Raw genomic sequence first — 16,502 nt, 5'->3', positions numbered from 1 at the left:
GCGCACTGGCAACGCGAGCCCAGCCGGGAGGGGTGATCCATGCTCTTGCGGGACTAGACCGGTGGTTCTAGACTCCGGTCAGCTCCACGTTCAATGAGGATTGGGGAATTCTTGTGAAGAAGCGTTCAGCTATCGGCGTTCCGGGGGCGGCAGGCCTCGTGGCGGCATCTGTCATCGGTTTCAGCGCACCGGCGCAGGCCTCCATCACTCAGTGCGGCAGTAACCGCGCGTGCGCCTGGACTGACTCCAGCTATGCCGGAGCCTTCGGATCGTGGACCAGCAGCGAGTCGTCGCTGGCAGGGTTCCACGACGTCATCTCCTCCGTCGCCAACAACCGAACTGCCTATATCGGCTGGTTCAGCGACCCCGGTTATTCGGGTTCATTGTTCCAGCAGCCCGGAGGAGGGGCGGGCTTCTTCAATTGGCCCGACTGGCGAAACGACTCGTTCGACTCCCTCTACTTCTACTGATGGGCCGAGGGCGGCAGGCAGCCGCGGCTGCCGCAACAGCGCTCATCGCTGTCGCCACGTTGGTCGGGTGTTCGTCAGGCCCATCACAAGCACACGCGAATGTGCGCGCCAAGCTCGATCCCGCTACGGCACAGATTGCGCTACCTCTTGAGTCCTATGCGATGAGCTGGGATGAAGTACAGACGGTGAATCATGCCAACGCAGTTCTGATTGCCAAGTGCATGGCGAAAAAAGGGTTGAGCTTTCCGCGTGCCGAACAGGATTGGTCGGCGCTCACGCCTCTACCGGATCGACGGTACGGGTTGTGGGCGCCGGCCGATGCCGAAGCGAACGGATATGAGCTGCCGGAGACCAGCCAGTCCAAAGCAATCCAAGTACAAGAGGACGCTCTCGGCCCTGACTGGTGGCAGGACTACCAGGGGTGCTTCAAATCGCAGAAGCAGCTGCCTGTCATGGGTGTGAATACCACTCCCGATCAGTCGGTGGTGGATCGAGGGATGAACGAGTCCTTCGAGGCACTGTTGTCCAGCGACGAGTTCAAGACTGCCCGCGAGAAATGGCTGTCCTGCATCCAAGCCGAAGGACTTGCCGCAAATCGGGATGCCAGAGTGTTGGTGCCTCAGTTTCCGTCAGCAGGGGAGGAACAGCTGAAGGTGGCCGCCATCGACGTGCGCTGCAAGGAGAAGTTGAACTCCGTGCAAACGCTTGCCGACTGGGAAGCGAGCAAACAGGCGGACTACATCGACGGTCACGAAGGAGAGCTAATCGCCTACCGCGACAAAGTGAAGACGGTGTTGGCTCAGGCGAAGAAACTGGTCACTACCGTTGACGGGTGAGCCGCGCCGGATACGCCGGCTTGACCACCCCTTCCGCGCGCTCGTGTTCGTCCTGGTCACGGTGCTGATCGCGGGTGCAGCCTTCTTCTTGGGCATGTGGGTTCGATCCCCAGATTCGGCGGTCCTCGACGCACGCGGCACCAATGTTCCTGTCTACGCGTCGGTTGAGTCGCGAACGGTCACATCGGACATTCGCATTCAGGGTGAAGTGTCGGGGACGCAGCAGCAGCCTGTGATCGTGAGCCCGCCAGCGGGGGCAGAGCGTATTGTCGTCACCTCAGCGTCCGCAACGCCCGGCCCGCTCACCAACGGACAGCTTTTGGGCACGATCTCGAACCGACCCGTCTTCCTGTACAGCGTGGACATACCGCTTTTCCGGAACCTTGTTGCCGGCGACACGGGAACGGACGTCGCCAGCCTCCAGAAGGCGCTCGGCGTCCCTCAGACCGGCAAGGTGGATACCGCCACGCTAAGCGCTATTCGGGCCGCATACTCCGCCGCGAATATTGATCCGCCTGGCGGGCGTTACTCGACCACCATCACCACGACTGAGCTGTACACCGTTCCAGCGTCACTCGGCGCACTCACGTTGGTGTCCGTCGCACCAGCGGGGGCATCAGTCGACAATGACCATCCCTTCGCAGTGCTGGGGACCGGATCTCCATATGTAAGCATCCGAGCGAGTGTGAGCGAAGCCGAACAGATCAAGCAGAACGACAAGGTGGCGCTGACCGGCTCGGGCGGCAAAAAGGGCACGGGCACCGTCACCGGGATAGGTGACTTTCAAGCGAGTCCTACTCGTAGTGGGCGGCCGCCTGGCCGCGACGTCCGCATCAGCCTCGACCCCGGCGGCAGCCTAATGGCTGGCGACGCGGTTTCTGTTCTATTCGGCGCGGAATCAAAGCCAGATATGGCGGTCCCCACACTCGCCATTCGATCAGATTCCACCGGCGACTATGTGATCAAACGCAGTGGTTCTGGCACTCCTGCGCGGACTCCTATCACTGTGCAGAAGAACGCGGATGGGTGGACTGCGATCAAGGCCGATGCTCTGAAGATCGGGGATGAAGTCTTGGTGTCGCAATGACCACGCCGCCGAGGCTGAGACTCGACAGCATCCAGCGTCGGTACGGAGAGTCACAGCAATGGTTCGCGATCCGCGAGGCCTCTCTCACCGTGGAGCCGGGTGAATTCCTTGCCATCGTCGGCCGGTCGGGCTCGGGGAAATCAACCCTCCTCAACATCATCGGCCTGCTTGACTCACACTGGGATGGAAATTACGAGCTCGGTGACATCGATGTTCGCAGCCTGACCCCTCAACAAATCGACCATCTGCGAAGCGCCACGTTCGGGTTCATCTTCCAGTCCTCTTACGCCAACCCCTACGAGAGCACCGAACGCAACGCCTCGTTAGCACTCGCGATCCAGGGTGCAGAGCTTCGCGAGCAGTCGGAGAGGGTTGCACTAGCGCTGGGAGCCGTGGAGCTCGGGAACAAGGCCGCTGCGCTCGCGCGGTCCTTATCCGGTGGTGAACGCCAAAGGCTCGCCATCGCCAGAGCTCTCACCACGAATCCATCCATCATCGTTGCCGACGAACCCACCGGAAACCTCGACAGCGAAACCGGCAACCAGGTGATGGAGGCGCTCCTAGAACTCAATCATCAAGGCGCGACGGTAATCCTCGTCACCCACGACGCCCGCATCGCCGCATACGCAGACCGGACCGTTCGGATGGCAGATGGCGTTCTCGAGAACCCGAACGCCGAGAGCAACATCGCGCGCCCGGCCGATGAGCAGCCCCGTGCGTTGCCGACGGCAGTCCCAAACGCCTCCGCTCGTGGAGCGCGCATGAGACGTGCGTCGGATCGTCTCACCAGAGCTATCAACAACGTAACGTCCAGGCCACTGCGTTCTGTCGCCCTTATCGCGGCATTTGCCCTAGCGTTTGCGGGCCTAATCGGAGCGGCAGGCATCGGCGTGACGGCATCACAGCAAATCGCCGGGCGGCTGACAGCCGCAGCTCGCGACGAAGTTCGAGTGAACGTGCCAGCAGGAACAGCCGACCACCAGGTCAGCGCCTGGTTGAATCGACTGCGTTCGCTCGATCATGTCCAAGACGCGGGCCAAGTAGCACCTCTCGATGCCAACACGGCCCGCACCAGCCGATTCGCTTTTACGTCTGCTACCGGTTCGTCTCCCTTTCCTGGCAGCACCGTCGCCATCGACAAAGGCCTATTCGGAGTCCTACAGATCGCGACCGCGCCCAAAGGCGCGAGCAACCTTTTCTCGTCGGCAAACAACCACATCGCTCTGATCGGCGCCAATGCACGCGCCCAGCTCGGGCTATCCGAAGACGGCGACGGGGTGGGGGCGGAAGTATGGGTCAACGGCGAGCCGTACGAGATTGTTGGGACGATAACATCAGCGCCGCGTGAGCCGAACCTTCTCACCAGTGTCGTCATACCACTGGGTCAGTTCTCCGCAGGGTCAAGCCAAATTGTCGTCCGAACCGATCCTGGGTATGCCGGCCCCTTGGCAGAAGCGGTGCCATTAGCACTTTCGCCGGCCTCGCCCGCCGAAATTTCGGTGGAGACCGCCGCGGAGCTAAGGAACCTCCGGGTGGGGGTACAGACTGATCTGAACGGGTTGTTGGCCTCCCTCGCTATTGCCCTGCTTGCGCTGGCGATACTCAGCGGAGCTTCCGCAATGTTTATCTCGGTTCAGGCTCGCACCCAAGAACTCGCCCTCGCTCGCGCAGTCGGACTCGGGCAGGGCGGAGTTGCTGCAATCTTCCTATGGGAAGGCGTTGTCATCGGTCTCGCCGGCGCCCTTGCAGGGATTGCAGGTGGGTTAGCGATATCGGTGGCTGTTTCCGCTGTGCGCGGCTGGTCAGCGATCGCGCCATGGGAAACCATCGCCATCTCGCCCGTCGCGGGTGCTCTCTGTGGTGCCCTAGCTGCACTACTCCCCGCCGCACGTGCAGCGCGAATCGACCCCGCTGAGGCCATTCGATAGGTGACCGGACGCCTATCGCCTGCTGACGTGCGGAGTTACCCTCGATAGATGAACGCCACAGTTCTCCCATCGAGCGTTGGGGCCGGCTCGGAAAAGCGTGACTCGTACGCAAGCCTGCTGCCGCTTGTACTCGGCGTGGCTGCCACCATTTTCGGAACAGCCACTTTCCTGATCCAAGCAGACCGTGCAGGCATGGCAGAGACTCGTGTCAGCCAGTCCGACTTGGCCGCGACCGCGGTCGTCGCGGACGCGAGAATGTGGACGATCGGGGGTCTCGTTCTCGAAGTTGTCGGCTTGTGCCTGATAGCCATCTACTTGATTTCCCGCATAACAACGGCTCGGCAAAGGCGTTTCAGCGATCGTGGCGGCATATCGTCGCCATCTCTTGTGCGCCAACTCCGGCAGCTCGCTGCCCTTCACGCGGAGGGGATTCTTGCGGATAGCGAATACGAGGACGCCAAACGGAGACTTCTAGAGAACTAGCGCCCGGCACACCGAACATCACGAGTCGTCCGGCTCCCTTTGCCATGCCGGCAACTCTTTCAGGTCTGCGTCCCAGAAACGATCGTTTACGGGGCGATCCGCCTCGACCCTCTCGGGACGGCGACACGCCGACGCTGAGTGCACCGAAACTATCCACCTAAACTGTTTCCAACCGAAATACCGATATCCCCGTTTTCGGTTGGGTTCTGGTAGAATGGAAACAGCTCACGGAAGGGGCGCATCATGGCTCACACGATCGCAACCGCCCGGCCGACTCAGGCCGACGTCGACGAGCGCGTGGCGTTCGCGGACGCCGCGCTCGCGCTGGCTGGCCACGAGGTCACTGACCCGGAGCTGCGCGCCATCTTGGAGCGTCAGGCGCGGCACGAGCTGACAGGGGACGAGGCGCGCGAAGCGATCCGCCGACACGTCCAGGGCTGATGCCCCGCGCCATCACTTTCCGTACCTGGGATGACTACTTCATCCCAGGTACGTCTGTGTTGCGGAACAAGTTCACCGCGCCGGACAAGCCCTACGGCGAGACCGACCCCGACAAGCTGCGCACGTTGGAGGAGGCATACGCCCACTCGCGCATTCAGGAGCTGGCAGAGACGCCGATCACGGGCCGGTTCGACTACGACCACATGAAGGCGATCCACGGGCACATCTTCCAAGACGTGTACGAGTGGGCCGGCCAGGAGCGCGTCGCTCCGGTCGGGCAGTTCATGACCAAGGACGGCCACGCCTACTACGGTGCCGGCTCGCACCTGACCGCGGCCGCAGAAGCCGAGTATTCGAAGCTGGCGAGCAAGAACTACCTGCGCGGCTTGGAGCCGGCCGAGTTCGTCGACCAGCTCGCGGAGAGCTGGGGCGAGGTCAACGTGATCCACAGCTTCCGCGAGGGCAACACCCGAACCCAATTCGTGTTCTTCTCCCAGCTCGCGCAGCAGGCCGGCTACCGGCTCGACCCGGCGCTGTTCGCGCCAGGAGCGCCTCAGCGCGACGCATTCGTGGAGGCCCGCTTCCACAGCCAAGACACCGGCCGAAACGACCAGCTCGCCGCGGTCCTCGGGCAGGCGATCACCCCTTTTGAGCCAGGCTCCCGCGAGACGCCAGCGGGAGCCGAAATGGGGAGCGCCCTTTGGCAAGTGAGCTTTCCACGATCAGCAAATGACATCACCCGAGCGGGATCCGAAACACCGTCGCAGGAGTCGCGGCCTAGTACTTCTCGGATGGCGGACCGCGGGTACGGGGCCGGGCAGGAGGGGCGATGACGAACACCGTTGAAACGACAGCGGCCGAGCGAGCTCGTCAGGTTGCTGAGGGCGTCCATAGCGCCGAGATGGAGGGCCTGTCGCTGTCGCCGGCGATGCTGGCGGACGCGGAGCTGTACATCGCGGGAGACATTGACGCCGACCAGCTGGTGGAGCGCACCCGTCAGCGCTACGGGCTCGGCACCGTCGAGACGAAAGAGGATCGAGCGTGAACATCGTCGGCTACGCGCGAGTGAGTACCCGGGAGCAGAACCCAGATGCGCAAGAGGCTGAGCTGCGCGCGGCCGGCGCCGGCCGCGTGTTCGTCGACCGGGGCGAATCCAGCAGGGTCGCTGATCGGCCGCAGTGGGTCGCTTGCCTGGACTTCCTTCGCGAGGGCGACACGTTGGTGATCCGGGCGCTTGATCGCATCGCCGGATCGGAGCTGATGGCAATCGAGTTGATACGTGACCTTGGCCGCCGCGGCATCCGACTACGGAGCCTCACCGAGCCATTTCTGGACGTCGACACGTCAACACCGATGGGGGAGGCCATCGTCGGCATCATGGCCGTTCTCGCTCAGTTGCGGGTCGCAACGATCCGTGACAACACAATGCGCGGCCTCGCTCACGCGCGCGCACAGGGTCGCGTCGGCGGGCGGCCCTCCGTGATGACCCCCGAGCGTGTCGAGGAAGCCGCGCGGATGCGCGCTGCCGGTGTGAGCATCGCGAAGATCGCGCGCACCTTCGGCGTGGGAGCATCCAGCGTCTCCCGTGCGCTCGCGAAGCACGACGACGCTCCCGCGCACGTCGCGCAGTAGAGCCACGTCGCTTCTACGCTGAGAGTATGGAGGACTCCGGAATGCAGCAGGCGTGGATAGGGCTCGTGGGTGTCGGCATCGGTGCGCTGGTGACCCTTGTCGCATCAGTCATCGTGCCGTGGATTCGGGACACTCTTGACCGCAAGCGCATCGAATGTGAGCGACAGCAGATCGAGCTACGCGACGCCCCCTACTGAAGGCGATGGCCGAGTTGCTGGCCTACCGGCAGGCGATGGGAGCGCGTTCCAATCCGGGCGAAGCCCTCGCCCGGTTCGGCGCTGCCCAGAACGAACTCGTCGTTCGTCTCACGGCGAAGGAGCAGCCGATCTTGGACGTGTTGCTTGCGATGCTCGCGATGGTCCAGGAGCCGAGGCGGGGAGTCGAGAAGATGGTCGGTGAGGCGATGCAGGTTCTCACGCTGTGGGCGCGTGGCGATGTTCGGACTGATGATGTGATTGCCGAGGTCGAGCGCAGGGCCGGCGTCAAGCTCTCCGACAACAACACCGTCGTCAGTCCCGCCTAGGCCAGCGGCGCTTGACGATCCTCCTGTAGCCACTCCGCGACCTCCGAGCTGAGGTAGCGAACGGTCCGGGGTGTGATGCGGATGTAGGCCGGCCCGGTGCCCTGATCACGGAGCCGGCGCAGGTGCTCGACGTCAACGCCGAGCTGCGCGGCCAGGGCTTTGGGTGTGAGCATCGTGGGCCGCTTCTGGCTGTCGTTCACTGGCACGAGTCGCATCCCATTTCGTCCATCGGGTCGACGGGCACGGCGTACCCTCCGACGTTCTCGATCTGCGCGGTTTCCCTGTCCATCGTTCGGCCTTCCAGTTGTTGTGTGTCCGATTGAAAGTTGGCAGTTCGGCGCGTGCGCCGAGCTGGCTGCTTTCAACGGAGCACTGGCCGACTTGCACGCAGTGGAGAGGCGGTCAAGGGGAGCCCGCAGGGCTCTCCCGAAGGGACGCGTAGCGCCCTTGACGGCCTCGTAGCGGAGTGCAACCCCGCAGCGCGGGGACATGCGAAAGGCCCCACGCCGCAGAGCGGAACGTGGGGCCTGAGTGAGTTCATGATCAACCCTCGGAGGAAGGCTCCTGCGACGAGTCGCGAGCCGCATCGGGAGCGGGGCGGTTTGCCGGCTTGCGCGTTGCACGACGTCGCACACGCGCCTTCTTGTCAGGCTCCGAGAACCCGATCTTACGAAGCTCGTCCGCGGTCCACCCGGCGCTCACGGCGGCCGAGTACGCGCGCACATCCTCGCGCTCCGCGTTGGCGATTCGCTCCGCGATCCGCGCTTGCAGCTCGGACAGCTCGCGGTCGGTTTCTTCGCGTACATCGACGAGCGCCTGGCGCGCCTCAGCGACGCCGCGAACGGCGTTGAGCCGGTCATCCTATAGGCGCCGCGCGCGCTCGATCGCTTCCTCTGGTGTCAGTTGTGTAGCCATGCCCTAATGGTACGAAGCGGAGCGCTTCTCATCGACACCCGTCGACACGTAGAGGAACAGGCGCGGCGAAGCCGCGACCACTCCCGTCTGACGACGCGAGGAACTGACAATCGCCGTCCCGGACGGAGCAAGCACTTGCCTGCCGGACCCCGCTGGGGCTACCCTGAAAGGCTGTGCGGCGCCGGATGCCGGCAGCAGCACGAACTGATGATGCGCAGGAGGACTCCATGACGAAGACAGCCCAGCCGAAGCCCCACTCGGGTGCGTTCACGGGCATCATCGCCGTGATGAGCGGCGCCATCCTCCCGGCCGAGCGCTCCTAGCGGGCGCCACTTCCCGGGCCGATCGGAGACAGCGCCCCGGCACTGCGTCCCGGCCCCGCTTCGGCTCGGCGGTACGCCTTCGCGCGACCGTCATCCTCCACACCTTCCTTGATCAGCGACCGACGGTCGCCGTGATCACCGCTCCAGAAAGCAGTCATGTCTGCGACGCTTCACACCCCTGACCCCGCACGGGCGCGCCTCGGAACCGTGCGCACCCTGCTGCGGCTCTACCCCTATGTGCGACCGGCGATGCCACGGCTCGTCATCGGCGCGGTCGCCGCGCTGCTGGCCAGCGGCGTCTCCCTCGTGATCCCTCAGGTGCTGCAGGCGCTCGTGGACGGCGGTCTCTCCGAGGGGAAGACCGCATCCGTCTGGCCTGCGGCCCTCGCCGTGATCGGGCTCGGCGTCGCCGAGGCCGTGCTGATCGGCGCCCGTCGCCGACTCGTGCTCGCGCCGAGCACGCGCTCCGAGGCGGCCATGCGCAACGCCCTGTACGCCCAGCTGCAGGACCTTCCCGTCGCCTTCCACGATCGCTGGCCGAGCGGCCAGCTGCTCTCGCGCGCCGTCAGCGACCTGGGCCTCATCCGGCGCTACCTCGCCTTCGGCGTCATCTTCCTGGTCGTCAACGTCATCACCATTCTCGTCGGCTTCGGCATCCTGCTCTCGATGAACTGGGTGCTCGGCCTCATCTTCCTGGTGTGCTCGATCCCGCTGTGGATCTACGGCTTCGTGTTCGAGGGCCGCTACTCCGAGATCGCACGGCGCAGCCAGGACCAGGCGGGCGACCTCGCGACCGCCGTCGAGGAGTCGGTGCACGGCATCCGCGTGCTGAAGGCGTTCGGACGCGGCAAGCACGCGCTGAAGAACTTCGCCTCGCAGGCCGAGACGCTTCGGGGAACCGAGATCGAGAAGGCCCGGGCCATCGCGGGCATCTGGCTGTGGCTGCTCATGGTGCCCGACGTCGCCTTCGCCCTGTGCCTCGTGGCAGGCGCCTGGCTCGCCGCTCAGGGCGAGCTCACCGTCGGCACCCTCGTGGGCTTCTTCGCCACGGCGACGGTGCTGCGCTTCCCGATCGAGTCCATCGGCTTCCTGCTCTCGATGACCTTCGACACCCGCACCGCCACGGACCGCTTCTTCGACATCCTCGACGAGGTCAACACCATCCGCGACCCGCAGAACCCCCGGACGGTGGCGGATGCCGTGGGCCGGTTGCACTTCGAAGACGTGCACTTCCGCTACCAGGACACTCCGGAGCGCTACCCCGACCTCATCGACGGGCTCGAGCTCGACGTGCGGCCGGGCGAGACCATGGCGCTCGTCGGGCTGACGGGCAGCGGCAAGACGACCATCACGGCCCTCACGACGCGGCTCTACGACGTCACGGGCGGCCGGGTGCTGCTCGACGGCGTCGACGTGCGCGACCTCACCCGTGAAGAGCTGCGGAGCCACATCGCCATGGCGTTCGAGGACGCGACGCTGTTCAGTGCCTCGGTGCGCGAGAACGTGCTGCTCGGTCGGCCGGAGCTCGCCGAGAGGTCGCCCGAGTCGGATGCGGTGCTCGCCGAGGCGCTCCAGGTGGCGCAGGCCCAGTTCGTGCACGATCTCCCCGACGGCGTCGAGACGACCGTCGGCGAGGAGGGCCTCAGCCTCTCGGGCGGGCAGCGGCAGCGCCTCGCGCTCGCGCGAGCCGTGGCGGCCAAGCCGGCCGTGCTCGTGCTCGATGACCCGCTGTCGGCACTCGACGTCGACACCGAGGCGCTCGTGGAGGCCGCCCTGCGCGACGTGCTCGCCTCGACCACGGCCCTCGTGGTCGCCCACCGGCCCTCGACGGTCATGCTCGCCGACCGGGTCGCCCTGCTGCAGGACGGTCGCATCACGGCGGTCGGGACCCACTCCGAGCTGCTCGCCCAGAGCGAGCACTACCGCTTCGTCATCTCGAGCCTCGAAGACGAAGAGCGCCGCGAGAACGCCCGGACGAGCGATCGGGACCTGTTCGACGAACGAGAGGAGGTGGCCCGATGAGCGTCACCGGAGTAGAGGGTGAGGAGCGGAACGACTTCTCCACCGAGGAATCCCGACAGATCCGCCGTCGGTCGCTGCGACTGCTCGGCTCGCTGCTGCGCCCCGAGCGCAGTCGCGTCATCGTCGCCGTCGTCGTCATCGTGCTCTCCACGGCCTTCCAGGTCGCCGGGCCCACGCTGATCGCCCTCGGCATCGACAAGGGCCTGCCGGCATTGATGAAGCAGGACTGGATGCCGCTTGCGGCCGCCGGTGGGGCGTACCTCTTCACGGGCATCGCCGGCGCCCTGCTCATCGCGTGGTACACGGTGCTCTCGGCGCGCATCGGCCAGGCGATCCTGATGGACCTGCGCACGCGGGTGTTCCTGCAGACCCAGCGACTGAGCCTGGAGTTCCACGAGTCCTACACCTCGGGGCGCATCATCTCGCGGCAGACGAGCGACTTGGACTCCATCCGCGAACTGCTCGACGAAGGCATCAACAACCTCATCCGCGGCGTGCTCTACATGGGGTTCATCGCGATCGCGCTGTTCTGGATCGACTGGGTCGGCGGTGTCGTGCTGGTGTGCTCGCTGCTGCCGCTGTTCGTGCTCACGCGGTGGTTCCAGAAGCGCTCGCAGGTGCTGTTCCGGCGTTCGCGAGTGGCATCGGCCAAGCTCATCGTGAAGTTCGTCGAGACGATGACGGGCATCCGCGCCGTCAAGGCGTTCCGCGTCGAGAGCCGCAACAAGGCGGACTTCGGGGACAAGGTCGAGGATTACCGCGACATCAACGCGCGGGTCTTCGGGCTGTTCGCCGTCTACGACCCGGGCCTGGTGCTCATCGGCAACGTCACCGTCGGCATCGTGCTGCTCATCGGCGGGCTGCGCGTGATCGAGGGCCACCTGGCCATCGGCGTCCTGCTCGCGGCCCTGCTGTACACCCGGCGGTTCTACGACCCGATGGAGGAGATGGCGATGTTCTACAACTCCTACCAGTCCGCCGCGGCCGCGCTCGAGAAGATCTCCGGCGTGCTCGAGGAGGAGCCGGGCGTGCCCGACCCCGTGAAGCCCGTCGACCTCTGGACCGCGTCGGGCGACGTGCGCTTCGACGCGGTGCGGTTCGCCTATCGCTCCGATCGCGAGGTGCTGCCGCGGTTCGACCTCGCGATCCCGGCGGGGCAGACGATCGCCCTCGTCGGCTCGACGGGCGCAGGCAAGTCGACCCTCGCGAAACTTCTCGCGCGCTTCTACGACCCCACCGACGGCTCCATCACCCTCGACGGCGTCGACCTGCGCGACCTTCACCCCAAAGACCTGCGCCGGGCGATCGTGATGGTGACCCAGGAGGCCTACCTGTTCTCGGGGTCCGTCTCCGACAACATCGCGATCGGGCGGCCGGATGCCTCACCCGAGGAGATCGTGCGCGCGGCGAAGGCCGTGGGCGCCCACGAGTTCATCGAGGGACTGCCGAACGGCTACGAGACCGACGTGAACAAGCGCGGTGGACGCGTCTCCGCGGGCCAGCGCCAGCTGATCTCGTTCGCGCGCGCGTTCCTCGCAGACCCGGCTGTGCTCATCCTCGACGAGGCCACCAGCTCGCTCGACATCCCGAGCGAACGGCTCGTGCAGGAGGGGCTGCAGACCCTGCTCGCCGATCGCACGGCGGTCATCATCGCGCACCGGCTCTCGACGGTCGCCATCGCCGACCGGGTGCTCGTCATGGAGAACGGCCGCATCGTCGAGGACGGTGCTCCCGAGGACCTCATCGGCGGTTCGGGGCGGTTCGCGCAGCTGCACGCCGCCTGGAGGGACTCGCTGGTGTGAGGCCGACCTAGCCGAGGTCCCGGCCCTCCGCAACCCGTTGCAGGAGGGCCGAGACCCCGGCAGCGTCGAGGCGACGAAAGGATCCCCTTGACGATCGTCGGCTTCCACGCCTCCCACGAACAGGTCCATCCGGGCGAACTGCTCCGCGCCGTGCAGCACGCCGAGCAGGTCGGCTTCGACGCCGCCATGTGCTCCGATCACTTCGCCCCGTGGGGACTCCGGCAGGGGCACTCCGGCTTCGCGTGGAGCTGGCTCGGCGCCGCCCTCGCCACCACCGGGCTGTCGTTCGGCGTGGTGAACGCACCGGGCCAGCGCTACCACCCTGCGATCATCGCGCAGGCGGCCGCCACCCTCGCGGCGATGTTCCCCGAGCGGTTCTGGGTGGCCGTGGGCAGCGGTGAGAACGTCAACGAGCACATCACCGGCGATGCCTGGCCCCCCAAGCACGACCGGGAGCAGCGGATGCTGGCCTGCGTCGACGTCATCCGTCGCCTGTTCGCCGGCGAGGAGGTGAGCCAGGACGGCCCGGTGCGCGTGGATCGTGCGCGGCTCTGGACACGGCCCGATGTGCCGCCCCCGCTTCTCGCCGCCGCCATCAGTCCCGAGACGGCGACGCGAGGCGGCGGCTGGGCCGACGGCCTCGTCACGGCGTCGCAACCGCCCGACGCCCTGCGGCGCGTGCTCACCGCCTACCGGGAGAGCGGCGGCACCGGCCCCGCACTGCTGCAGGTGCACGTGAGCTGGGCGCCGACCGATGAGGAGGCTGCGGCGATCGCCCGCGATCAGTGGCGCCATGGCCTCATCAGCCCGCCCGACCTGTGGGACATCGCCTCACCGGCCGAGTTCGATCGGCGCACAGAGAACGCGAGCGCCGATCAGGTACGCGAGACGCTCTTCGTCTCGAGCGACGTGGGCGCCCACCTCGCCCACCTCTCGGAGTTCGTGCACCTCGGCTTCGACGGCGTCTACCTGCATCACGTCGGGCAGGATCAGCACGCCTTCCTCGATGTCTTCGGCGCGCAGGTGCTGCCCGAGCTGAAGAAAGTGAGCGCGTGAAGATCACCGACACGAGCGACCTGTGGTGGAAGACGGCCGTCGTCTACTGCCTCGACGTCGAGCGCTACATGGACTTCAACGGCGATGGCCGAGGTGACTTCGAGGGACTCTCCCAACGGGTGGACTATCTGGCCGACCTCGGCGTGACCTGCCTCTGGCTCATGCCGTTCTACCCGACGACCGACCGCGACGGCGGCTACGACATCACCGACTTCTACGGGGTCGACCCGCGCCTGGGCAGCCATGGCGATGTGGTCGAGTTCATGCGCACGGCCAAGGATCGCGGCATGCGCGTCATCATCGATCTCGTCGTGAACCACACGTCGTACAAGCATCCGTGGTTCCTCGCGGCACGATCCAGCCCGGACTCGCCGTACCGCGACTACTACGTCTGGCGCGACGAGCCGCCCAAGAACGCGGAGGCCAGCGTGTTCCCCGGCGAGGAGAGCGGCGTCTGGCAGTACGACGAGAAGGCAGGCCAGTACTACCTGCACAGCTTCTACAAGGAGCAGCCCGACCTGAACATCCTGAATCCGAAGGTGCGCGACGAGATCGCCAAGGTGATGGGATTCTGGCTGGAACTCGGGGTCTCCGGCTTCCGCGTCGATGCGGTGCCGTTCCTCCTCGATGTTCCCGCGGGTAAGCAGTGGAGAGACCCGCACGGCTACCTCGCGGATTTGAGGGCGTTCCTGCAGCGCCGTTCGAGCGACGCCATCATGCTGGGCGAGGTCAACCTGCCCTTCGCCGACCAGGTGGACTACTTCGGCGGAACCGCGGGCAGCGAGCTGAACATGCAGTTCGACTTCATCACCATGCAGAACCTCTACCTTTCGCTCGCCCGGGGTGACGCACGCCCCGTCGGAAAGGCGCTCGCCGCCCGTCCCGAGTTGGCGATCGAGTCGCAGTGGGCGAATTTCGTGCGCAACCACGACGAGCTCACGCTCGACAAACTGAAGGACGACGAGCGCGCGGAGGTGTTCGCGGCCTTCGCGCCGGATGCCGAGGCCATGCGCGTCTACGACCGCGGCATCCGCCGCCGGCTGCCGCCGATGCTCGACGGCGACCCGCGCCGCATCCGGATGGTCTACAGCCTGCTGTTCTCGCTGCCCGGAACGCCGGTGCTCTTCTACGGCGAGGAGATCGGCATGGGGGAGAACCTCGACCTGCCCGGCCGCACCGCAGTGCGCGGCCCCATGCAGTGGGGCGATGGGCCGAACGGCGGGTTCTCGACGGCGCCGGCGCGGCGCCTTGTGGCCTCCCCGCCGACCTCGGGCTACGCTCCCGAGCACGTGAACGTCGTGCAGCAGCGCCACGACCGTGACTCGCTGCTGCGCTTCATCATGAAGCTCGCCACCCGATACCGGGCCTCGCCCGAGATCGGCTGGGGCACGCTGAGCGTGATCGACCAGCCGAACACCGCGGTGCTCGTGCATTCGCTCAGCACCGACACCGGGCGTTTCGTGGGGGTTCACAACTTCTCGGCCGAGGCCGCGAGCGTCACCTTCCGTCTCGGCGGGGAGCCGGAGGGCATCTGGCTGAGCGACCTGTTACGCGACGCGGACACCGACGTCGACGCGAAGGGCTCCGTCACGCTCGCCCTGGATGCCTACGGGTATCGCTGGCTGCGCGTCGTTCGGCCCGGCGACAACCGCCTCACCTGAGACGGGCACGACGACGATGCGGTCATCGGGCGCGTGGATGCGTCCGCTCACGTGGGGGACGACGAGGGTGTCTCCGGCTGCGAGCGCCGGCAGCAGTTCCTCCGCGGCGATGATGTCGGAGCCGGACCCCGATGGGCCGACGACCGTGGTCGGGTGCAGCCGCTCGGTGGCTCCCAGTGCCTCGGCGAGCCCGAACAGCGCCGGGGAGCCGGCCGAGCTCGAGGGACCCCCGAAGAGTCCGAAGACGCCCTCATCGAGGTAGGCGCACTGCCGTGCACCATGCCGTGCGTGGCCGATGACGTGTACGAGCGTGAAGGCGCACCCGGAGGCGATGTAGCGGCCGGGCTCCGCGATCACGCTCAGGCTGTGCAGGCGGGGCGCGAGCACCCGCCGGATGATGGCGGACTGGGCAGACAGTTCCGCGGCGCGATGCGCCGCCGAGGGCGCGAACCCGCCGCCGATGTCGAGCACGTCCAGGTGCACGCCGAGCACGCGTCGCACGGAGTCGATCACGTCGAGGGCACTCCTGAGGGCGGCTTCGAGCACCACTGCCGATCGGGCGGCCTCGGCGAGGTGGAAGCTCACACCCGAGATGTTGACGCCGCGTGAGAGCGCGTAGCGCACGAGGTGCAGGGCGTTCTCGGGCGCGATGCCGTAGACCGAGGGGTCCGCACTGCGGGGAGTGGCCAGCCGCACGAGCACCCGCACGTCTTTCGGGAGTTCCAGCAGGCGGTCCACCTCGCTGGGGCTGTCGATGACGAAGGTGCGCGCTCCTGCCGCGTAGGCACGAGCGCGTTCTGTGCTCGTCGCGACGGGACGGGTGAAGAGGGCTCCGTCGGCGGGCACGGCCGCGTCGGCGAGCAGCCGCAGGTCGGCTGCGGAGGACAGGGAGAAGTCGGCCTCACCCCACAGTGCCTGCACGATGGCGGGATGCGGAAGCGCCGCGACGGCGACGGAGAAGCGCACGAAGGGCAGTGCGCGCTTCAGCTCGGCCAGGCGCTCGCGGGCGCCGGCCGGATCGATCAGGGCGAGGGGGCCATCGCACGGGTCGACGAGCTCGTCGAGTCCGGTGAGCCGCGCGCTCTCACGCAGCTCGTTCAGCAGTTCGGCTCGCAGGCGAGGTTCCATGGTGGGCATCCGTTCGGGTGACAGGAGGGGGCAGGAGGGGGCAGGTCGTGCGGAGGGCGGTTCCGTCGGGTGCGGAACCGCCCTCCTCGTGAACTCCGGCGCTCCGGGCTGCGTTCGGGGAGAGCTCGGGCATCCGTGTTCGGGCGCGGATGCGATGCCGCCGGCGAACCCCCACCGCTGTGCTCGGGGGAGGTC

At 66.5% G+C, this 16,502-nt stretch carries 17 protein-coding genes; 15 read left to right on the top strand and 2 right to left on the bottom strand.

Annotation, left to right across the window (positions count from 1 at the left end):
- Window positions 1-113: 113 nt before the first annotated feature.
- From WDJ51_RS06365 to WDJ51_RS06315, 11 genes are all read left to right on the top strand, one after another.
- Window positions 114-470, top strand: a complete 357-nt coding sequence (locus WDJ51_RS06365) for a peptidase inhibitor family I36 protein (RefSeq protein ID WP_337851600.1) — start codon at window positions 114-116, stop codon at window positions 468-470.
- Between the two features lie 101 nt (window positions 471-571).
- Window positions 572-1,306: a hypothetical protein gene (locus WDJ51_RS06360; RefSeq protein WP_337851599.1), complete on the top strand. Its 735-nt coding sequence runs from the start codon at window positions 572-574 to the stop codon at window positions 1,304-1,306.
- Window positions 1,296-2,393 carry a hypothetical protein gene (locus WDJ51_RS06355; RefSeq protein WP_337851598.1) on the top strand — a complete coding sequence of 366 codons (1,098 nt, stop codon included), beginning with the start codon at window positions 1,296-1,298 and terminating at the stop codon, window positions 2,391-2,393. Before WDJ51_RS06360 ends, WDJ51_RS06355 begins: the two co-directional genes overlap by 11 nt.
- Entirely contained in the window at window positions 2,390-4,321 is a 1,932-nt protein-coding gene (locus tag WDJ51_RS06350; protein WP_337851597.1) for an ATP-binding cassette domain-containing protein, read from the top strand. Before WDJ51_RS06355 ends, WDJ51_RS06350 begins: the two co-directional genes overlap by 4 nt.
- A 48-nt stretch (window positions 4,322-4,369) precedes the next feature.
- Window positions 4,370-4,804: an SHOCT domain-containing protein gene (locus WDJ51_RS06345; RefSeq protein WP_337851596.1), complete on the top strand. Its 435-nt coding sequence runs from the start codon at window positions 4,370-4,372 to the stop codon at window positions 4,802-4,804.
- A gap of 243 nt (window positions 4,805-5,047) precedes the next feature.
- Window positions 5,048-5,245, top strand: a complete 198-nt coding sequence (locus tag WDJ51_RS06340; RefSeq protein ID WP_175339055.1) for a hypothetical protein — start codon at window positions 5,048-5,050, stop codon at window positions 5,243-5,245.
- On the top strand, window positions 5,245-6,078 hold the full coding sequence (locus tag WDJ51_RS06335; RefSeq protein WP_337851595.1) for a Fic/DOC family protein: 834 nt from the start codon (window positions 5,245-5,247) through the stop codon (window positions 6,076-6,078). The genes WDJ51_RS06340 and WDJ51_RS06335 overlap by 1 nt, the downstream gene beginning before the upstream one ends.
- Window positions 6,075-6,290, top strand: a complete 216-nt coding sequence (locus tag WDJ51_RS06330) for a hypothetical protein (RefSeq protein WP_337851594.1) — start codon at window positions 6,075-6,077, stop codon at window positions 6,288-6,290. The genes WDJ51_RS06335 and WDJ51_RS06330 overlap by 4 nt, the downstream gene beginning before the upstream one ends.
- Window positions 6,287-6,877: a recombinase family protein gene (locus WDJ51_RS06325; RefSeq protein ID WP_337851593.1), complete on the top strand. Its 591-nt coding sequence runs from the start codon at window positions 6,287-6,289 to the stop codon at window positions 6,875-6,877. Before WDJ51_RS06330 ends, WDJ51_RS06325 begins: the two co-directional genes overlap by 4 nt.
- 26 nt (window positions 6,878-6,903) lie before the next feature.
- Window positions 6,904-7,074 (top strand): hypothetical protein, encoded by a 171-nt coding sequence (locus WDJ51_RS06320; RefSeq protein WP_337851592.1) that lies wholly within the window; start codon window positions 6,904-6,906, stop codon window positions 7,072-7,074.
- A 5-nt stretch (window positions 7,075-7,079) separates the two neighbouring features.
- The gene (locus tag WDJ51_RS06315) at window positions 7,080-7,400 is read left to right on the top strand and encodes a hypothetical protein (RefSeq protein WP_337851591.1); all 321 of its coding nucleotides are present in this window, start codon (window positions 7,080-7,082) and stop codon (window positions 7,398-7,400) included.
- Here WDJ51_RS06315 and WDJ51_RS06310 read toward each other — a convergent pair.
- Window positions 7,397-7,606 carry a helix-turn-helix transcriptional regulator gene (locus tag WDJ51_RS06310; RefSeq protein ID WP_337851590.1) on the bottom strand — a complete coding sequence of 70 codons (210 nt, stop codon included), beginning with the start codon at window positions 7,604-7,606 and terminating at the stop codon, window positions 7,397-7,399. The two genes, WDJ51_RS06315 and WDJ51_RS06310, sit on opposite strands and share 4 nt — an antisense overlap.
- 1,188 nt (window positions 7,607-8,794) lie before the next feature.
- On the opposite strand from WDJ51_RS06310, the gene WDJ51_RS06305 reads away from it, so the two are divergent.
- The 4 genes from WDJ51_RS06305 to WDJ51_RS06290 all read left to right on the top strand — a co-directional run bounded on the left by WDJ51_RS06305 (window position 8,795) and on the right by WDJ51_RS06290 (window position 15,179).
- Window positions 8,795-10,660: an ABC transporter ATP-binding protein gene (locus WDJ51_RS06305; RefSeq protein WP_337851589.1), complete on the top strand. Its 1,866-nt coding sequence runs from the start codon at window positions 8,795-8,797 to the stop codon at window positions 10,658-10,660.
- Entirely contained in the window at window positions 10,657-12,462 is a 1,806-nt protein-coding gene (locus WDJ51_RS06300) for an ABC transporter ATP-binding protein (RefSeq protein WP_337851588.1), read from the top strand. Before WDJ51_RS06305 ends, WDJ51_RS06300 begins: the two co-directional genes overlap by 4 nt.
- 87 nt (window positions 12,463-12,549) lie before the next feature.
- Window positions 12,550-13,518: a TIGR03885 family FMN-dependent LLM class oxidoreductase gene (locus WDJ51_RS06295; protein ID WP_337851587.1), complete on the top strand. Its 969-nt coding sequence runs from the start codon at window positions 12,550-12,552 to the stop codon at window positions 13,516-13,518.
- The gene (locus WDJ51_RS06290) at window positions 13,515-15,179 is read left to right on the top strand and encodes an alpha-amylase family protein (RefSeq protein WP_337851586.1); all 1,665 of its coding nucleotides are present in this window, start codon (window positions 13,515-13,517) and stop codon (window positions 15,177-15,179) included. Before WDJ51_RS06295 ends, WDJ51_RS06290 begins: the two co-directional genes overlap by 4 nt.
- Here the strand turns inward: WDJ51_RS06290 and WDJ51_RS06285 are convergent.
- Window positions 15,066-16,307: a hypothetical protein gene (locus WDJ51_RS06285; RefSeq protein WP_337851585.1), complete on the bottom strand. Its 1,242-nt coding sequence runs from the start codon at window positions 16,305-16,307 to the stop codon at window positions 15,066-15,068. The two genes, WDJ51_RS06290 and WDJ51_RS06285, sit on opposite strands and share 114 nt — an antisense overlap.
- Window positions 16,308-16,502 lie beyond the last annotated feature (195 nt).

It is taken from the genome of Rathayibacter sp. YIM 133350 (assembly GCF_037404875.1).
In the GTDB taxonomy this organism is placed as follows: domain Bacteria; phylum Actinomycetota; class Actinomycetes; order Actinomycetales; family Microbacteriaceae; genus Orlajensenia.
The sequence above is the reverse complement of the archived record's forward strand: the minus strand, read 5'-3'. Positions and strand labels throughout refer to the sequence as shown.

Excerpts from the sequence above, each read along its gene's own strand:
- WDJ51_RS06350 (WP_337851597.1), top strand. The coding sequence starts at position 2,390 with ATGACCACGCCGCCGAGGCTGAGACTCGACAGCATCCAGCGTCGGTAC.
- WDJ51_RS06345 (WP_337851596.1), top strand. The coding sequence starts at position 4,370 with ATGAACGCCACAGTTCTCCCATCGAGCGTTGGGGCCGGCTCGGAAAAG.
- WDJ51_RS06340 (WP_175339055.1), top strand. The coding sequence starts at position 5,048 with ATGGCTCACACGATCGCAACCGCCCGGCCGACTCAGGCCGACGTCGAC.
- WDJ51_RS06335 (WP_337851595.1), top strand. The coding sequence starts at position 5,245 with ATGCCCCGCGCCATCACTTTCCGTACCTGGGATGACTACTTCATCCCA.
- WDJ51_RS06330 (WP_337851594.1), top strand. The coding sequence starts at position 6,075 with ATGACGAACACCGTTGAAACGACAGCGGCCGAGCGAGCTCGTCAGGTT.
- WDJ51_RS06320 (WP_337851592.1), top strand. The coding sequence starts at position 6,904 with ATGGAGGACTCCGGAATGCAGCAGGCGTGGATAGGGCTCGTGGGTGTC.
- WDJ51_RS06315 (WP_337851591.1), top strand. The coding sequence starts at position 7,080 with ATGGCCGAGTTGCTGGCCTACCGGCAGGCGATGGGAGCGCGTTCCAAT.
- WDJ51_RS06305 (WP_337851589.1), top strand. The coding sequence starts at position 8,795 with ATGTCTGCGACGCTTCACACCCCTGACCCCGCACGGGCGCGCCTCGGA.
- WDJ51_RS06300 (WP_337851588.1), top strand. The coding sequence starts at position 10,657 with ATGAGCGTCACCGGAGTAGAGGGTGAGGAGCGGAACGACTTCTCCACC.
- WDJ51_RS06285 (WP_337851585.1), bottom strand. The coding sequence starts at position 16,307 with ATGGAACCTCGCCTGCGAGCCGAACTGCTGAACGAGCTGCGTGAGAGC.